Below are 17316 nucleotides of genomic sequence, written 5' to 3' on the forward strand. Positions count from 1 at the left end.
ACCGGCCCTAGCTGAATTCCGCGATCAGTTCGAGCTCCACGGGAGAGTCGAGCGGCAGCACATTAACGCCGACGGCGGAACGGGCGTGCTGCCCGGCGTCACCGAGCACCCGGCCCAGGAGTTCGGACGCGCCGTTGATAACACCGGGCTGGCCGGTGAAGGACGGATCCGATGAGACAAATCCCACAACCTTGACGATCCGGGTGATGCGGTCAAGGTCGCCGATCACGCTTTTGACTGCTGCCAGGGCGTTCACCGCACACACCGCAGCGTAGCGGTGCGCGTCTTCCGGGGAAACAGTGGGTTCGTCAGCGTAGCCTTCGGTGCCGGTGGACACTTTGCCCGTTGCTTCGAGTTTGCCGTTAATAAACGGCAGCTGGCCGGAGGTGTAAACGTGGTTGCCTGAGATGACTGCGGGCACATAAACGGCCACCGGGGCCGGTACCTCGGGGAGGGTCAGGCCGAGTTCGGCAAGCCGCTGCTCGACGGCGGAAACGGGCGCCGTTGCCGCGCCGGACGTGGTGTCTGCGGGGGTGCTCATGGCTACTGCTTCTCCCTCTTCAGGTAGGCAACAAGGCCGTTGCCGTCAGGTCCTGTGACTACCTGGACGAGCTCCCAGCCGTCCTCCCCCCACTGGTCAAGAATCTGCTTTGTGGCGTGAATAATGAGCGGAATCGTGGCGTACTCCCATTTGGTCATGAGCTAAAGACTAGTCCTTGCCGCTAAAGTGGAAAACATGGTGACTCGTAAGAACCCCATTTTCGACACGGCCACTACCCTCGGAAAGATTCTCGGCTTCCTTGGCGTGAGCGCTATTTGTGGTGTCCTGGTGGCAGGCCTGCTGGTTCCGGCCGCGGCTGTTTCCGGCAGCACCGCCAGCGGTTCCATCGAGTTTTTCGACGCTCTTCCGGCAGAGCTGAAGGTGGACCCGCCCAGCCAGTCCACCACCATCCTGGCCGCAGACGGCAGCGTGATCGCCAACCTCTACACGCAGAACCGGACCAAGGTTTCCCTGGACCAGATCTCTCCGTTTATGAAGGAAGCCGTCATCGCCGTTGAGGACAGCCGGTTCTACGAGCACGGCGGCGTGGACACCACAGGTATCCTCCGCGCCCTGGTCAGCACGGCCCGCGGTAACAGGCAGGGTGCTTCCACCATCACCCAGCAGTACGTGAACAACGTCCTTAACTCCAACCTCGAGGCCGAGGGAAACATCGAGGACATCAAGCTCAATGGCAGCCTCAACAAGGGCGTTGGGGACAAGCTGCGCGAGATGAAGCTGGCCATCGCGCTGGAGAAGGAATACAGCAAGGACCAGATCCTTGAGGGTTACCTCAACATCGTGTTCTTCAACCGCGACGCCTACGGGATCGAGGCCGCGTCCAAGCTGTTCTTCAGCACCAGCGCAAAGGACCTTACGCTCCCCCAGGCAGCCCTCCTGGCCGGCCTGGTCAACAGCCCCAGTGCCTTTGACCCCCTCACCAACCCTGACAACGCCAAGGTGCGGCGGGACCTGGTACTGGGCCTGATGCTGAGCCAGAACAAGATCACCCAGGCAGAGCACGACGCCGCCGTGGCTACCCCTGTGGAGCCCAAGGTCACCCCGGCCAAGCAGGGCTGCGCCTACGCCGCCACGGCACCGTACTTCTGTGACTACGTGCTGCACTTGCTGCTGAACAACCCGGCCTACGGTGCGGATGCCAAAGAGCGGGAAAGAAGGGTCTTCGGGGGAGGCCTGACCATCACCACCACCCTGGACCCCAACGCGCAGGCCGCCGCCCAGGCACAGGCCGATGCCTCCGCCGGCGCCAACCCGGACAAGTGGGGCGCCTCCATGGTGTCCGTGCAGCCGAATACGGGCAAGATCATCTCGATGGCGCAGAACACCTCGTTCCTCCCCGCGGATGGCAAGTTCGATTCTCAGGTGAACTTCAACGTGGACAAGCTGGACAAGGACGGCAACGACCTCAACGGCCTGGGCGGCGCCCAGCCAGGCTCCACCATGAAGCCGTTCACGTTCGCGGAATGGCTCAATGAGGGCAAGTCCATGAACACCGTGGTCAACGCCGCCCAGCGTGTCTATCCCCTGAACTTCAGGTGGCGGAACTCCTGTGGTGTCACCACCGGTGGATACAACACCGCCGAGAAGGGCCTGGGCGCCGCCGACAACCTCCAGAATGCCGGGGAAGGCTACTACCGCCCCATGACGGTGCTGGAAGGCCTCTACAACTCCATCAACACGGCCACCTTTGCTTCGGCAGCGCAGTTGGACTTCTGCGGCATCCAGAAGATTGTGGATGCGGTGGGGCTGCACGAAGGCCTCCCCACAGCCGAGAGCCCCAACCCCAAGGTGGACATGTCTATCCTGGGCAACCTGCTGGGTTCCAGGCAGACGGCACCGCTGACCATGGCCAGCGCCTTCGCCACCTTCGCCAACGACGGCAAGTACTGCGAGCCGATCGCCATCAGCTCCGTGACTGACCAGACCGGGGCGCAACTGCCGGCCCAGTCATCCAACTGCCGCGACGCGCTCAAGCCTGAGGTGGCCCGCGGCGTCAACTATGCGCTCCAGGAAGTCCTGAACCAGGGCTCAGGTTCGCTGATCAAACCGCGTCTTTCCACCAAGACCAACTTCCCTGTGGCGGCCAAGACCGGAACGTCCAACCTCAACGAGTCCACCTGGGTAGTTGGCTACACCTCGGGCCTGGCCACCGCGGCCTGGTTCGGCGACCCGCTTGGCTCCCAGAACCGGCCGGGCCGGAATCTGTCCTTCAACGGCCAGTTCTACGAAAACCTGGACGGCTACATGATCGCCGGACCCATGTTCTCCAAGTACATGGCCCAGGTTGCCCCGGCCTACGGCACCAATCCGTTCCCGGCACCGCCGTCGAACCTGCTGGGCAGCACGCCCAAGCCCGCCCCCGCGCCCACCACGCAGGCCAGCCAGGCTCCGCAGCCGCCCACGCAGCCGTCAGCTGAGCCCAGCAAGCCCGGCAACGGCAACGGCTAGCCGCGCATGGCAGCCACCTCCGCCCTGGCCAGCCGCGTCCGGAACATCGGGCGCGGCTTTGCCGTCACCGCCGCCGCGGGATCGGCCGCCGGTCTTGCAGCCTTCGGATACGGGCTGTGGGAGAAGAACCAGTTTGTCCTGCGGGAGGAATCCCTGGCCATCCTGCCCCCAGGGCGGGCGCCGTTCCGGATCCTGCACCTGAGCGACATCCACTTCGTTCCCGGCCAGGACACCAAAGCCACCTGGCTGCAGTCTCTGGCCTCGCTGGAACCGGACCTGGTGGTCAACACGGGAGATAACCTCAGCCACGTCAAGGCTGTGGATCCGCTGCTCAAGGCCCTGCGCCCGCTCCTGGAATTCCCCGGCGTCTTTGTTCCGGGGTCCAACGACTACTACGCCCCCAGCCTGAAGAACCCTGCGTCCTATCTGCTGGGTCCGTCCAAAGCCAAGCGTGATTCCATCGAGCTGGACTGGCCGCGGCTCCGTGCGGGGTTTGGGATGGGCGGCTGGGTTGACCTGACCAACCGCCATCAGTCGCTGGTCCTGAAGGGCATGCGTTTTGACTTCTCGGGTGTGGACGATCCCCACCTGCGCCGTGAAAGGTACGCCGGCTGGCCGCGCGGCACCAGGAACCAGGACCAGACCCAGCACCTGCGCGTGGCCGTCATCCACGCGCCCTACCAGCGCGTCCTGGACCACTTCACCCGGGACGGCGCGGACCTGCTGCTGGCCGGCCACACCCACGGCGGCCAAATCTGCATCCCCGGCTACGGCGCAGTGGTGGCCAACTGCGACATCCCCACCTGGCGGGCCAAGGGCCTCAATGACTGGGAATTCGACGGACGCACGACGCCGGTCAACGTCTCCGGCGGTATCGGAACCTCCCGCTTCGCCCCGGTCCGTATTGCCTGCAGGCCTGAGGCCGTGCTGCTGACCCTCACCGCCCGCTCATAGCCCGCCCGCCGGGTTCATTGCGGATTCGAATAACTGGCCAAGCCGTCTCCTGCCTGAGCAATCCCGTGAACCGTCTGACCTGATGGCATAAGGTTGTTGCTACGGGAAACTACATTTTCGAATAAGAGCTTGAGAAGCGGGCATGGCCAAGCAGACTCCATTCTTCAGATCCATCAGCCGTCTTTATCCCCATGTGAAGCCGATTATCCCCCGGCTGGTGATGGGGCTCCTGTGCGCACTTCTGGCCAGCCTGGTGGCACTTACCATCCCCCAGGTGCTCCGTGTCCTGATCAACGAGTCGCTTCAGCCCGGCGGCGAGGCAGGCGCAGTCTGGAGCGCCGCCGTCGTAATCCTCATCCTTGGCATCGCCGAGGCCGGACTGGTGGCTTTGCGCCGGCAGTTCGTCATCAACCCGGCAACCACCGTTGAGACCAGGATGCGGGTCTCCCTATACGGCCACCTGCAGGACCTGACCGTCTCGTTCCATGACCGCTGGGGTTCCGGCCAGCTGCTGTCCCGCGCCATGACTGACCTGAACTTCCTGCGCCGGTGGATGGCCTTCGGCGCGATCATGCTGGTGGTCACCACACTGACGGTCATCATCGGCACTGTGGTGATGTTTACCATGAGCTGGCAGCTCGCCCTGGTTTTCCTGGCCGCCGCTGTGCCCATCATGGCGTACGGCTTCCGCTTCCGGACACGTTTCAGCAAGGTGACACGGCGCAGCCAGGACCAGGCCGGTGACCTCGCCACCACGGTGGAGGAATCGGTCCACGGGATCCGGGTCCTCAAGGCCTTCGGCCGCAGCCGAGAGGCATTGGAAACCTTCAACGAACAGGCCGAGGAACTCCGCCAGACCGAGATCGCCAAGGCACGGCACCAGGCTACCTTCACCATGGTGGTCACCCTGCTGCCCGAGCTGGCACTGGGTGCCGGGCTGGTGGTGGGTGTGATGCTGTGCGCCAGCGGTCAGCTCAGCATCGGAGCCCTGGTGGCTTTCTTCGCCACGGCCGCGGTCATAGCCACCCCCGTGGAGTTCTCCGGGATGCTGCTGGCCATGGCCCTCACCGCCAAAACCGCCATCGACAGGCACTACGAAGTGATGGATACAGCCAACACCATCACCAGCCCGCCGGAGCCCCGCAAGCCTTCGCAACTGCGCGGCGCGCTCAGTTTCAACAACGCAACCTTCGCGTTCGAGGACGCCCTGGACAAGCCCATCCTCAGGAACATCAGCCTGGAGATCAGGCCCGGCGAAACCATGGCTTTGGTTGGCGTTACCGGCAGCGGCAAGAGCGCAATGATCCAGCTGGTCCCCCGGCTTTACGACGTCACGGACGGATCCATCACCATCGACGGCGTGGACCTGCGCGAGTTCGACGTCGAAGAGCTCCGCCGCGTCGTGGCAGTGGCGTTCGAGGACACCACGCTGTTCTCGAATTCAGTCCGGGACAATGTGCTGCTCGGCGCGCAGGAACACTCCGAGGAAGCCCTGGCGGAGGCACTGGACGTCGCCCAGGCACATTTCGTTTATTCGCTGCCCGAAGGTGTGGATACCCTCATCGGCGAAGAAGGGCTCAGCCTGTCCGGCGGGCAGCGCCAGCGCATTGCCCTGGCGCGTGCCATTGCAGCCAAGCCGCGGGTCCTGGTGCTGGATGATCCCCTTTCCGCCTTGGACGTGCACACCGAGGAACTGGTGGAGGCTCGGCTCCGTGACGTACTCGCAGACACCACCACGCTGATCGTGGCCCACCGTCCGTCAACGGTGGCGCTTGCCGACCGTGTGGCGCTCCTGGAGGGAGGCCGGATTACCGCCGTCGGGACCCACACCGAACTGCTGGCCCGCAATTCCCACTACCGGTATGTGATTGCCAGCCTGGACCGGGAACCTCGAGACCTGGATTCGGAACTGTCGGATCTTGAAGAAGAGGCAGAGGCAGCGGCTGAGGAGATCAACCGATGAGCACCTTCGGCACCGCCAACGAGGACAACGCCCACCTCAGCAAGAGCGACAGCAGAACCGTACGGCGCCGGTCCCTGGCACTGCTGGGCTCCCTGATCCGGCCGGTGCGCCTCAGGTTCTGGCTCACCATCGCCACCGTGGTCCTGTCGCAGGCGGCCCGCGTGGCAGGCCCGGCCCTGATCGCCTACGGCATTGACCACGCCCTGCCCGCCCTGCAAGCAGGTGACAACTTCCCGCTGGTGCTGACCGGCGTCGCGTATTTGGCGGCGGCGATCGCGACGGCGGGACTCACCGCCCTGTACGTGACATCCACCGCGAGGCTCAGCCAGGCCATGCTGCTGGACCTGCGAGTCAGGGTTTTCCGCCACACGCAGCGCCTCAGCCTGGAATTCCACGAAAAGTACACCTCAGGCCGGATCATTGCCAGGCAGACCTCGGACCTGGAGGCCCTCCGCGAACTCCTCGATTCCGGTGTCAGCTCACTGGCCTCGGGCCTGCTGTTTATGGTCTTCACCGCGATCACAGTCTTTGCCCTTGACTGGCGAAGCGGGCTGATAGTGCTGGCCGCCGGCGTGCCGATGTACTTCCTGTCCCGCTGGTACCAGAAGCATTCCCATATTGCCTTTCGCGAATCCCGGGTGGTCTCGGCCCGGCTGATTGTGCACTTTGTGGAAACCATGACAGGCATCCGCGCGGTGAAGGCTTTCCGCAAGGAACGCGAAAATGCCCAAACCTACGGCCAGCTCGCCGAGGATTACCGCCAGGTGACCGTCCGCTCAATCAACCTCAACGGCATCTTCCAGCCGGGTCTGGTGCTGATAGGCAACGTCTGTGTTGCTGGCGTACTGCTGTTCGGCGGTTTCCGTGTGCTCAGCGGCGACCTGGCCGTGGGCGTTCTGCTGGCACTGATCCTGTCCACCAAGCGCTTCTTCCAGCCCGTGGACCAGATGGCCATGTTCTACAATTCCTTCCAAAGCGCCCAGGCCGCCCTCGAAAAGGTCTCCGGCCTGCTTCAGGAGGTCCCCACCGTGCGGCCGCCCAAGAATGCTGTGCCGCTCCGGGACGCCGAGGGAACCATTGACTTCAACGGTGTGGAGTTCCGCTACGGGGACGGTCCTGTCATCATCCCCAGCCTGGACCTGCACATCCCCGCAGGCCAGACGGTGGCCCTGGTGGGCCAGACGGGTGCAGGCAAGTCCACCCTGGCCAAGCTGATCGCCCGGTTCTACGACGTCTCCTCCGGCTCCCTGACGCTGGACGGTGTTGACCTGCGCAACCTGGGCAGCACCGACCTGCGGCGGAATATCGTGATGGTCACGCAGGAAGCGTTCCTGTTCAGCGGCTCCGTGGCGGACAACATTGCCCTGGGCCGCCCGGAGGCTTCCCGCGCAGAGATCGAAGAAGCTGCCCGGGCCGTGGGCGCGCACGGGTTCATTACAGAACTGCCCGAAGGCTATGACACGGACGTCAACAAGCGTGGCGGGCGTGTCTCCTCCGGCCAACGCCAGCTCATCAGCTTCGCACGGGCGTTCCTGGCGCGGCCGGCGGTCCTCATCCTGGACGAAGCCACGTCGTCCCTGGATGTTCCTTCCGAGCGGCTTGTCCAGACAGGGCTGGCGCGGCTGCTGCAGGCAACCGCCGGCAACGGTCCCGCGCGCGGGGGCCGGACCGCGCTTATCATCGCTCACCGGCTCTCCACCGTTGAAACGGCTGACCGGGTACTTGTGATCCACGACGGCCGTGTGGTGGAGGACGGGACGCCTGCTGACTTGATCGGCGGCGGCGGACGCTTCGCGGACCTTCATGGCGCCTGGAAGGACTCTTTGGTCTGAGCGCCGGTCTGAGCGGCGGTCTGAGTGCCGACGGATTTCGCATCCGGACCCGGCATCGGCTATTCTTGTAAAGTTGCTTTTGCAGCGGATCGGGATGTAGCGCAGCTTGGTAGCGCGCTTCGTTCGGGACGAAGAGGTCGCAGGTTCAAATCCTGTCATCCCGACCACACGAAAGAGGGTCTCCCCCGGGAGGCCCTCTTTTTGTATGCTCTATGAGCGTTTTATGGTGACCTTTTTGTGTTCCTGTGACCGTCCCGTGACAATCTTTCGGCAAGATTTTTCCGGGCAAAGGAATGGCCCCGGAGCATGGTTGGCACATGCTCCAGGGCCTCGCCTCCTTAAGAAGAAGGTTGATTACATCGGGTCAGGCCAGTTGCCGACGTTGGTGGTGTAGGTGGTGTCCTTGTCCTTCTCCTTGACAGGCTTGGACATGGGATCAGGCCAGTTGCCTACTGCTACGGCGCTACCCGTGGTATCAGCAATGGAACCTGCAGACAGGACGGCCGGAGCCGCCGCAGAAAACGCCAGGGCCCCAGCCAGTACGGCTGCGGCTGCAATCTTCTTCAACATAAAAGTTCCTCAATACGAGTCGGATTCGTTACAAAGTCAGCACTGTCCTTGTTGACATACATTGTAAAATGTTTTCCACAGGGACTGTCAAGCATTGAGTACAAAGACTGTCCGGAATAAGGAGGAAATCCCGTGGGCAACGGATTCGGGGAGAAGCTCCGGGCGGAGCGACTCGAACGTGGGCTGACGCAGGCTGAACTGGGCAAGGACCTGTACTCCCCTAGTTATATTTCTCTGCTCGAGACCGGCCGGAGGGAACCCACGGCCGAAGTGATCGAGGAACTGGCACGCAGGCTGGAGCTGGCGCCCAAGGCGCTGGAAGCCTGGAGCCAGCCCATTTCAGTCAGCGACGCCGAGTACGTCCTGGCCGGGCTCTACGCGCGGCAGGCCTGGGACCTGCGGGATTACCCGCTCGCTGCCAGCCACGCAGCCACCGCCGCGCAGATCGCCCTGGAGGGCAAGAACACCAGCGCCTGGTGGAACATGACCTACATGCAGGCTGAGTGCCTGATCAAGCAGGGCAACTGGCAGGAAGCCCAGAAGATCATGTATCACCTGCTGGAACATCCCATGGCCACGGAGTCCGTGGGACTGGGTGTACGGGCCCGCCAGATGCTCGCGGGCATCTGCCAGGGACAGGGCCAGCTGAGCACCGCCGTGGACCATGCCCTGGAAGCCGTGAAGCTCTGCGCCCAGCTGCCCAAGGGCTCCACCCTCATCATCGGCGCCCACCGCGCACTGATTGGCGCCCTCGCGGAAAGCGGCCGGCTGGACGAGGCGTGGAAGTACTGCCAGGCCATGAACGACCATGTGGATGAGCACTCGATGTCCCAGCTCGCCGGCGAAGTGGCCTGGGTCATCGGCAACGTGGCCTTTATGCGCCATGACTACCCGGAAGGCATCAAGTACCACGAGCGTGCCGCCAAGATGCTCTCCCCCGCCAACGACATCGAACTCTGGGCCCGCTTCAACAAGGCTTCTGCGGCCGTCCGGCTGTCCTCCGGGATTGTGGAGCCGGAAACACTCTCCTCCATCGAACGCGCCGAATTAGCGCTGTCCATTGTGGGCGGGAACAAGACAGACCAACTCGAAGTGGCCTTCATCCGCGCGCGCTGGCTCTACCTCACAGGCGACATCGTGGCCGCCGTGGAAAAGCTGCGCGAAATCCACGCCGAACGCTCCGCTCTGGCCAAACACACGGCCGGGGAGGTTTCCCTTTTGCTCGGGAAGTCCCTCAAGGCCGCGGGCGAATCAGAGGAGGCCCTAGTGTACCTGGAGGAGGCGCAAAAGGCCTTCAGCGCCGCAGGTGCCCAGGACCGCGTCCAACAGGCATTGGACGCCGTCCTGGAGATCAAGCTGGCCCAGCAGCGCGCCGCCAAAGCCGCCAAGGCCAGCTAGCGCAGCCTAGGAGAACGTTTTACCGGTGAGCTTTTCGTAGGCCTCCACATACCGGCTGCGCGTCCGGCCGATAACGTCCTCAGGCAGCGCCGGCGGAGGCGTGTCCGATTTCCTGTCCCAGCCGGATTCGGCTGAGGTCAGCCAGTCCCGGACGTACTGCTTGTCGTAGGACGGCTGCGCCTGGCCCGGCTGATACGTGGCCGCATCCCAGAAACGGGAGGAATCCGGGGTGAGCACCTCATCGCCCAGCGTGATCCCGCCGGATACGGCGTCGTAGCCGAACTCCACTTTGGTGTCAGCGAGGATGATGCCTCGCTCCTGGGCGATCTTTTCTGCGGTGGTGTAGATCTTGAGGGTCAGTTCGCTCAGGCGTGCTGCAATGTCGTCCCCCACCATGGCCACCACGTCGTCGTAGGTGATGTTCTCGTCATGCTCGCCCACCTCAGCCTTCGCGGAGGGAGTGAAAATTGCCTTGTCCAGACGGGAACCGTCCACCAGGCCCGGCGGAAGCGGGATCTCGCAGACAGTACCGGACGCGTTGTACTCCAGCAGCCCGGAGCCGGTGAGGTAGCCGCGGGCGATGCACTCCACCGGGAACATGTCCAGCTTCTTGCAGATCATGGCCCGGCCCTCCACCTCGGCGGGGACCCCGCCTTCCACCGTGGAGGCAAGCACGTGATGAACCACGTCCAGCTGGTCAAACCACCAGAGGCTCAGCTGGGTGAGGATGCGCCCCTTGTCGGGGATTTCGCTGGCCAGGACGTGATCAAACGCGCTGATGCGGTCGCTTGCCACCACCAACACACAGTCCTGCCCCACCTGCTGGCGGATGGATTCGTCCACCGGCTCGTACAGGTCCCGGACTTTGCCGGAGTAGACGTGCTGCCATCCCGGCAGGTCCAAGGTCTTCGTGTGCAGGCCGGCTTTGGCGGCGTTGCCGGTTTCGTAATTTTCAGTCATGCTATGCCTTTGTCTTTGTCACGGGCAGTGACCCGGTTGCACTGGCTACCTTGATCTCGCCACGGGCGGCCTTGCCGCCGATGTCCGTCCGGAACTGGGAGCCTTCCAGCTGAACCAGTTCCACGCCGTCGTACGCCTTTTCACGAGCCTCCACGAGGTCGCTGCCGAGCGCAACCACGGCGAGCACCCGGCCGCCGGCCGAGACCACCTTGCCTTGCTCGTCCAGCGAGGTGCCCGCGTGGATCACGTGGACGCCCTCGAGTTCGTCAATTTTCTTCAGCCCGCGGATCCGGTCACCGGTGCGCGGGGTGTCCGGGTAATTTTCGGACGCGACGACGACGGCGACAGCGGTCTCCTTGGACCAGCGCAGCTCTTCCGCCTGGTCCAGTTCCCCTTTGGCGGCCGCCAACAGCAGCGCACCGAGCGGCGTCTTGAGGCGGGCCAGCACGGCCTGCGTTTCCGGATCGCCGAAGCGGACGTTGAACTCGATCACACGGGTTCCGCGGGAGGTCAGGGCCAGGCCAACGAACAGCACGCCTACAAAGGGAGTGCCACGGCGGGCCATCTCGTTGACGGTGGGCTGCGCCACGCGGTCAATGACCTCCTGGACCAGGCCTTCAGGCGCCCACTCCAGTGGAGTGTAGGCACCCATTCCGCCGGTGTTGGGGCCTTCATCGTTGTCAAAGATGCGCTTGAAGTCCTGAGCCGGGGACAGAGCCACGGTGTTGCGGCCATCGCAGAGGACAAAGATGGAAACTTCCGGACCGTCCAGGAATTCCTCAATCACCACGGTGCCGCCGGCATCGAAGCATGCCTGTGCATGGGCGAGGGCCTCATCACGGTTGTTGGTGACCACCACGCCCTTGCCTGCGGCCAGGCCGTCGTCCTTCACCACATAGGGTGCGCCGAAGGTATCCAGCGCCGACTCTGCTTCCTCAGCGTTGGCCGCCACCATTGCCATGGCCGTGGGCACGCCGGCTTCCGCCATGACTTCTTTGGCAAACGCTTTGGAGGCCTCCAGCTGGGCGGCTGCCTTGCTGGGCCCGAACACCGGGATGCCGGCTTCCCGGACTGCGTCCGCCACGCCTGCGGCGAGCGGGGCCTCGGGGCCAACCACCACAAGGTCTACCGCGAGCTTGGTGGCAAGGGCGGCCACGGCCTCCGGATCATTGCCGTTGATGTTGTAGGTAGGGACCAGCTTGCTGATGCCGGCATTGCCGGGAGCTGAGTGGACCTCGGATACGTTGGGGTCGGCGAGCAGGGAGCGGACAATGGCGTGTTCGCGGCCTCCGGGGCCGATGACGAGTACCTTCACAGTCTCCAAGCGTACTTTGCCCACCCGGCTGGCTCCTAAGCTGCCTCCCTGCTGAAGCAATCCCCGCTGCCGTCCGTTACGAACCAGAGGCATGATCAAGCTCCTGAACTGGCTCAAGGGCCCCCCAACGCTGGCCGCCCTGGCCGGCGTGGTGGCTGCCGCCGTCGTCCTGTCCGTAGCGGAGCTGATCGGGGCGTTCTTTACGGCGCGGGCAACACCCGTCATTGCGCTCGGCTCCACGTTCATCGATTTCACCCCGCCGTGGATGAAGGACTTTGCCATCGCAACGTTCGGCACCAACGACAAGGCTGCGCTGTTTGTGGGCATGGGCCTGACCATTTTCCTGCTGGCCTGCGTGCTGGGCGTGGTGGCCTACCGCCGGTGGGTGCTCGGCGTGGCGGGAGTGCTGCTGATGGGCTCCATGATGGTGGCGAGCGTTGTGACCCGGGCAAGCGTGAGGCCGCTGGATGCCATCCCCACCCTGGCAGGCACCGTGGCCGGACTGGTGGTGCTGCGCCTGCTGGTTGCGCCGCTCTGGCGGCTGAAGGCGTGGCCGGATGCGCCGGCGGACACCGGCGCAAAGGAGCCTGAGCGGCCGGCCAGCAGCCGCCGCGGCTTTTTCGCGGCCGCCGGCATCACGGCGGCAGCCGCCGGGGTGGCGGCAGTTGGCGGCCGGCTCCTGGGTGCTGCCCGCAGCAACATTAACCAGGCCCGGGGAGCCCTGCAGCTTCCTGCGCCGGTCAAGGCTGCGGCCGCCGTTCCAGCCGGGGTGCAGTCAGCCGCGCCCGGCGTCACCCCCTGGGTTACTCCCAACAGCGACTTCTACCGGATCGACACTGCACTGAGCGTGCCCGAGATCAACGCCGATGACTGGGAACTGCGGGTCCATGGACTCGTGGAGGAGGAAATCCGCCTCACCTTTCAGGACCTGCTCGACGCCGATCTCATCGAATCGCACATCACCCTCACCTGCGTCTCCAACCCGGTGGGCGGGAACCTTGCCGGGAACGCCACCTGGCTGGGCCTGCCCATCCGTGAGGTCCTCCGGCGCGCCCGCCCGAAGGACGGCGCGGACATGGTGCTGTCGACGTCGGTTGACGGCTTCAGCGCCTCCACGCCTTTGGAGGTCCTCCAGGATGACCGGGATGCCATCCTGGCCATCGGCATGAACGGCGAAGCACTGCCGCTGGAACACGGCTACCCGGTGCGGATGGTGGTGCCCGGGCTGTACGGCTTCGTCTCTGCCACCAAATGGGTGGTGGACCTGGAGGTGACGCGCTTTCAAGACAGCAAGGCCTACTGGACCCAGCGCGGCTGGTCGGAGCGCGGCCCCATCAAGACAATGGCGCGGGTGGAGGTTCCCAAGTCCTTCGCCAAGGTACCCGCCGGCCGCATGGCCATCGGCGGGACGGCCTGGGCCCAGACCCGCGGCATCACCAAGGTGGAAGTCCAGATCGACAACACCGACTGGGCCGAGGCAACACTGTCCACGGAGGCGTCCCTGGTCACGTGGCGGCAATGGTCCTTCGAGTGGGACGCCACGCCCGGACCGCACTACATCAAGGTCCGGGCAACGGACGGGACCGGCGAGGTACAGACGGACCAGCGCGCTGATCCTGTCCCGGACGGCGCCTCCGGCTGGCAGTCGGTCATGGTCACCGTGGAGTAGCCCGGCATTCCGGATAGCGGCCCCTAGACTGGCAGTATGCCCCACAACCCCCATGCCACCTTTACCGTGGACTCCGCCGTCGAACTTGCCGTTGTTGAACGCAGCGGCTTTGTGGAGTCCCGGCACATCGGCTCCGCGGTGGTGCTGGCAGCCGACGGGTCCGTGGTGACCGAACTTGGCGACATCACCACGCCCATCTACGCCCGGTCCACACTCAAACCGCTGCAGGCGCTGGCTGCCATGCAGTCAGGCGTGCCGCTGCGCGGCGCCCAGGTGGCGCTTGCCTGCGCCAGCCACGTGGGATCCCTGGACCACATGGATGTGGTGGAGGGCATGCTCAAGGCGGCAGGGGTCAGCGAGGATCAGCTCCAGTGCCCCGACGCCTGGCCGCACGACGAGACGGCCCGGGACTGGCTGGTCCGTTCCGGGCGCGGCAAATCCAAGCTGGCCTACAACTGCTCCGGGAAGCATGCCGCGTTCCTCTGGGCCTGTACCGAAAACGGCTGGGACACCCACAGCTACCTGGAGCCGAACCACCCGTTGCAGCAGCGCATCCGCAGCGTGATCGAGGAGTACGCCGGCGAACCGATCGCGCATCTGGGAATCGATGGCTGCGGCGCCCCCGTAGCGGCCATCTCACTCCTGGGTCTGGCCCGTGCGTTTTCGCGGCTGGCCAAGGCCCCGGGGGACAAAAACGCCAGTGCCCGTGCCGCCACGATCGCCACGTCCATGCTGGACTACCCCTGGGCTGTGCAGGGCCGCGGCGAGGCCAACACCATCGTCATGGACGAGTTGGAGGTCATCGCCAAGATCGGTGCGGAAGGCGTGCTGGCCATGGCTACTGCGCAGGGTGTGTCCGTGGCCGTGAAGATGCTGGACGGCAACCTCCGCGCCACCTCGTTGGTGGGCCTGACGCTGCTCGCGGCTGCCGGTGCCGTAGACATCCCCGGAGTCTCCAGCGTCCTGGAGAAAGTAGTGGAACCCGTGCTGGGCGGCGGCCGCCCGGTCGGCAAGATCCGGCTGGGACCTGCCGTCTCGGCACTCCTCGACTGATCCCGTTCCAGACCCCAATCCCCATCCCAGGAGGCCGGCCGCATGGCTGTAGCGCGCCGTCGTATTGACGTTGAAGAAGGCAGGGCAGCGCTGGCTGCCTGGCAGGATGCTGCCGCCACGCCGTCGGACGTTTCCGTCCCGCGTACCGTGACCGCAACCGCCGTCCGATACACGCTGGAGGAGGTCACCGCCCGGGCGCCGGGCAACTCTGTGGAGGTGCGGGTGCCGCCGTTCGGCGTCACCCAGTGCGTGGAGGGGCCCCGCCACACCCGGGGTACGCCGCCCAACGTTATTGAGTGCGACGCCGCCACCTGGCTTGCGATGGTGACCGGCCAGTTGACGTGGGCAGACGCCGTGGAGGCCGGCCGGGTTGCGGCCTCCGGACTCCGTGCCGACCTCTCCGCCCTCCTCCCCCTCTAACCCCCGGGGCTAGCCTCGTCCGATGAACGGCATGCCTGCCGCCGTTACCACGAGGGAGCCTACTGTGGCCGACGGCGGCATGCTTGCCATCAGCAGCACCGCCCGGGCTGCTTCCTCCACCGGAAACGTTGGTTCCACCCGCCTACTGCCGTCAGCCTGGAGTGCGCCGGGGCCAGTTCCGATGTTGTCCATGATTTCCGTGGCCGTATTGCCGATGTCAATCTGGCCGCAGGTAATGCCAAAGCCGCGCCCGTCCAGTTCAATACTCTTGGTGAGTCCCGTTATGGCGTGCTTGGTGACGGTGTACGCCACTCGCTGCGGCCGCGGGGAATGCGCCGCGATGGAACCGTTGTTGATGATGCACCCGCCGCCGGGGTCCTGCGTCTTCATGAGCCGGACCGCAGCTGCCGCACAAAGCATGGAGCCCGTCAGATTCACAGCCACGGTGGCCTCCCAGTCTGGAAGGGAGATCTCGTCAACGCCGCCGGCAGGTCCGAAGCTCCCGGCGTTGTTGAAGAGCACGTCCACCCTCCCCCACCGCACGCGGGTTGCCTCAAAGAGGCGCTCGACGTCGTCGGGCCGGGTGACGTCGCAGGGCACAGCCAGTGCTTGCGGATGGCCTGCTGCGGCTTCGAGCAGCTGCTGCTCCCGGCGGCCGGCAAGGGCAACGGCGTACCCTTCCGCCAGCATTAGGCGGGCAACAGCCCGGCCGATCCCCGAGCCTGCCCCGGTGACGACTGCCACCCTTGGGCCGTTCTGATTGCCGATCATCCATACTCCTCTGTACCGGTCCCAAGCCTTGCCGAAAAGATTTCAATAGGCAAGATGTAACTCTCATGATACGAAAATAAAAAGGATGAGCCCACTGCCGGGAAAGGCTGCTGGAACTCCGTTATGGTGTGCTTATGGGCAACGGCAGCAGCACGCGGACAACGGGCGTCCTGCTGGCTGCCGGGGCGGGAACACGGCTCGGCATGGGACCAAAAGCCCTGCTGCCCTACCGCGGCCGGCCTCTGGTGGAGGCCATCGCCGATGCGTTGCTGGACGGCGGCTGCCGTGAGGTGGTGGTAGTTCTCGGCGCCAGGGCCGCGGATGTCAGCACAACAGCCCACCTTGACCGCTTCCGGACGGTGGTGAACCCCGACTGGCAGTCCGGAATGGGAAGCTCCTACCTGCTGGGAGCCACGTCTGCGGATCGGGCGGACCATCTCCTGATTGCCCTGGTGGACCAGCCAGGTCTTACCACCCGGACAGTGGGCAGGCTGTTGGCTTTCCACCGGCCCGGGCGGATCACCGCTGCTGCATATCACGACGGCGGCCCCGCAGGCGTGCTCCGCCGCGGGCATCCGCTGCTCGTCGACGTCGCGCTCAGGGACGAAGTGGCAGAGACGGTGACGGGCGACGCCGGCGCACGCCTCTACCTTCAGGCCCACCCCGAGTTGGTGGACGAAGTGGATTGCAGCGACCAGTCCAGCGGGGAGGATATTGACACCCCGGAGCAGCTCCACCTGTTGGGGTAGTCATTGCGCCGCGCCGCCTAGGAGCAACTCTTCCAGTCCCCGCTTGAACCCGGCCCGCCCGCCATGGGAGGGATGCCGCACTTTCGGCGCCACCACACCGCTCCGAAGCAGGCTGCGGTGCGCCACGTTGCCAACGGCCACCACAGTCTCGATATGGAACAGTTCCGTCAGCGCCTGCCAGAAAGCATTTCCGAGGCTTGCTTCCGCCATCGTCGGAGTGCGGTTGGACCGGGGCCGCCCTGCCAGGTGGGTGTGAAACGGACAGGCACTCCAGAGCAGGGGAAGGAACTGCAGTTCCCCCAGCACCTCCCACATCACCGTCGCGGTTGGCTCGGATGGGACGCCTGCCGAATCCGGTGGCAGCGAATAGCCCTTTCCCTGCCCGAAGAGTCCGAAGCCGTTGGCTGGCCCCTCGAACATGGTGCGGTTGGTGAAGGGAACGCCGGTGATCCTCATGCCCCTGAATCCGGGTGCCTCGCCCAGCAGCAGAACCTTTGGCGAGCGGTCCAGCATTTCCTGCAGATAGATTTCCAGGTTGCGTCGGCGCTGGGCGTTGGCAGGGACTGCGGTATCAAAGAAGTTGTTGCGTCCCGGCGCTGAAGGCACGGAAGAAAGCCCCTCCACAAAGGCGCTGACTGAAGGTGTACTCACG

16 protein-coding genes and 1 tRNA gene are annotated in these 17316 nt (G+C 64.9%); 10 read left to right on the plus strand and 7 right to left on the minus strand.

What is annotated here, in order from left to right:
• Positions 1–7 precede the first annotated feature (7 nt).
• Together F8G81_RS19330 and F8G81_RS19335 are read right to left on the minus strand one after the other, a co-directional pair.
• Entirely contained in the window at positions 8–541 is a 534-nt protein-coding gene (locus F8G81_RS19330; RefSeq protein WP_267276253.1) for a RidA family protein, read from the minus strand.
• Between the two features lie 2 nt (positions 542–543).
• On the minus strand, positions 544–699 hold the full coding sequence (locus F8G81_RS19335) for a DUF4177 domain-containing protein (RefSeq protein WP_011693223.1): 156 nt from the start codon (positions 697–699) through the stop codon (positions 544–546).
• Between the two features lie 37 nt (positions 700–736).
• On the opposite strand from F8G81_RS19335, the gene F8G81_RS19340 reads away from it, so the two are divergent.
• The 5 genes from F8G81_RS19340 (at position 737) to F8G81_RS19360 (ending at position 7926) form a co-directional block, all read left to right on the plus strand.
• Positions 737–3010: a transglycosylase domain-containing protein gene (locus F8G81_RS19340; RefSeq protein WP_267276254.1), complete on the plus strand. Its 2274-nt coding sequence runs from the start codon at positions 737–739 to the stop codon at positions 3008–3010.
• Positions 3011–3016: 6 nt separating this feature from the next.
• On the plus strand, positions 3017–3964 hold the full coding sequence (locus F8G81_RS19345) for a metallophosphoesterase (RefSeq protein WP_267276255.1): 948 nt from the start codon (positions 3017–3019) through the stop codon (positions 3962–3964).
• 142 nt (positions 3965–4106) lie between these two features.
• Positions 4107–5927, plus strand: coding sequence for an ABC transporter ATP-binding protein (locus F8G81_RS19350; RefSeq protein WP_267276256.1), 1821 nt, complete (start codon positions 4107–4109; stop codon positions 5925–5927).
• A complete protein-coding gene (locus F8G81_RS19355) occupies positions 5924–7759 on the plus strand; it encodes an ABC transporter ATP-binding protein (protein ID WP_267276257.1) in 1836 nt (611 codons plus the stop codon). The genes F8G81_RS19350 and F8G81_RS19355 overlap by 4 nt, the downstream gene beginning before the upstream one ends.
• A 90-nt stretch (positions 7760–7849) precedes the next feature.
• Positions 7850–7926, plus strand: a tRNA-Pro gene (locus F8G81_RS19360).
• Between the two features lie 187 nt (positions 7927–8113).
• Here F8G81_RS19360 and F8G81_RS19365 read toward each other — a convergent pair.
• Complete coding sequence (locus tag F8G81_RS19365; protein ID WP_267276258.1) at positions 8114–8329, minus strand: hypothetical protein; 216 nt, start codon at positions 8327–8329, stop codon at positions 8114–8116.
• A 132-nt stretch (positions 8330–8461) separates the two neighbouring features.
• On the opposite strand from F8G81_RS19365, the gene F8G81_RS19370 reads away from it, so the two are divergent.
• On the plus strand, positions 8462–9727 hold the full coding sequence (locus tag F8G81_RS19370; RefSeq protein WP_267276259.1) for a helix-turn-helix domain-containing protein: 1266 nt from the start codon (positions 8462–8464) through the stop codon (positions 9725–9727).
• A gap of 6 nt (positions 9728–9733) precedes the next feature.
• Here the strand turns inward: F8G81_RS19370 and F8G81_RS19375 are convergent, their stop codons facing one another.
• Together F8G81_RS19375 and purD are read right to left on the minus strand one after the other, a co-directional pair.
• A complete protein-coding gene (locus F8G81_RS19375) occupies positions 9734–10687 on the minus strand; it encodes a phosphoribosylaminoimidazolesuccinocarboxamide synthase (RefSeq protein ID WP_267276260.1) in 954 nt (317 codons plus the stop codon).
• 1 nt (position 10688) lies between these two features.
• Positions 10689–12002: a phosphoribosylamine--glycine ligase gene (gene purD, locus F8G81_RS19380; protein WP_267279301.1), complete on the minus strand. Its 1314-nt coding sequence runs from the start codon at positions 12000–12002 to the stop codon at positions 10689–10691.
• Positions 12003–12093: 91 nt separating this feature from the next.
• Between purD and F8G81_RS19385 the strand changes: the two genes are divergently transcribed.
• The 3 genes from F8G81_RS19385 to F8G81_RS19395 are packed head-to-tail and all read left to right on the plus strand — an operon-like array spanning position 12094 to position 15144.
• Positions 12094–13671, plus strand: a complete 1578-nt coding sequence (locus tag F8G81_RS19385) for a molybdopterin-dependent oxidoreductase (RefSeq protein ID WP_267276261.1) — start codon at positions 12094–12096, stop codon at positions 13669–13671.
• A gap of 36 nt (positions 13672–13707) precedes the next feature.
• Positions 13708–14724, plus strand: coding sequence for an asparaginase (locus F8G81_RS19390; protein ID WP_267276262.1), 1017 nt, complete (start codon positions 13708–13710; stop codon positions 14722–14724).
• Between the two features lie 42 nt (positions 14725–14766).
• Positions 14767–15144: a sterol carrier family protein gene (locus F8G81_RS19395; RefSeq protein ID WP_267276263.1), complete on the plus strand. Its 378-nt coding sequence runs from the start codon at positions 14767–14769 to the stop codon at positions 15142–15144.
• 9 nt (positions 15145–15153) lie between these two features.
• Here the strand turns inward: F8G81_RS19395 and F8G81_RS19400 are convergent, their stop codons facing one another.
• Positions 15154–15915, minus strand: coding sequence for an SDR family oxidoreductase (locus F8G81_RS19400; protein ID WP_267276264.1), 762 nt, complete (start codon positions 15913–15915; stop codon positions 15154–15156).
• A gap of 134 nt (positions 15916–16049) precedes the next feature.
• Between F8G81_RS19400 and nboR the strand changes: the two genes are divergently transcribed.
• Entirely contained in the window at positions 16050–16664 is a 615-nt protein-coding gene (gene nboR, locus F8G81_RS19405) for a nicotine blue oxidoreductase (RefSeq protein WP_267276265.1), read from the plus strand.
• Here the strand turns inward: nboR and F8G81_RS19410 are convergent, their stop codons facing one another.
• Positions 16665–17315 carry a uracil-DNA glycosylase gene (locus F8G81_RS19410; RefSeq protein ID WP_267276266.1) on the minus strand — a complete coding sequence of 217 codons (651 nt, stop codon included), beginning with the start codon at positions 17313–17315 and terminating at the stop codon, positions 16665–16667. It lies immediately after the preceding gene.
• Position 17316 lies beyond the last annotated feature (1 nt).

Source organism: Arthrobacter sp. CDRTa11, assembly GCF_026427775.1.
GTDB lineage: Bacteria > Actinomycetota > Actinomycetes > Actinomycetales > Micrococcaceae > Arthrobacter.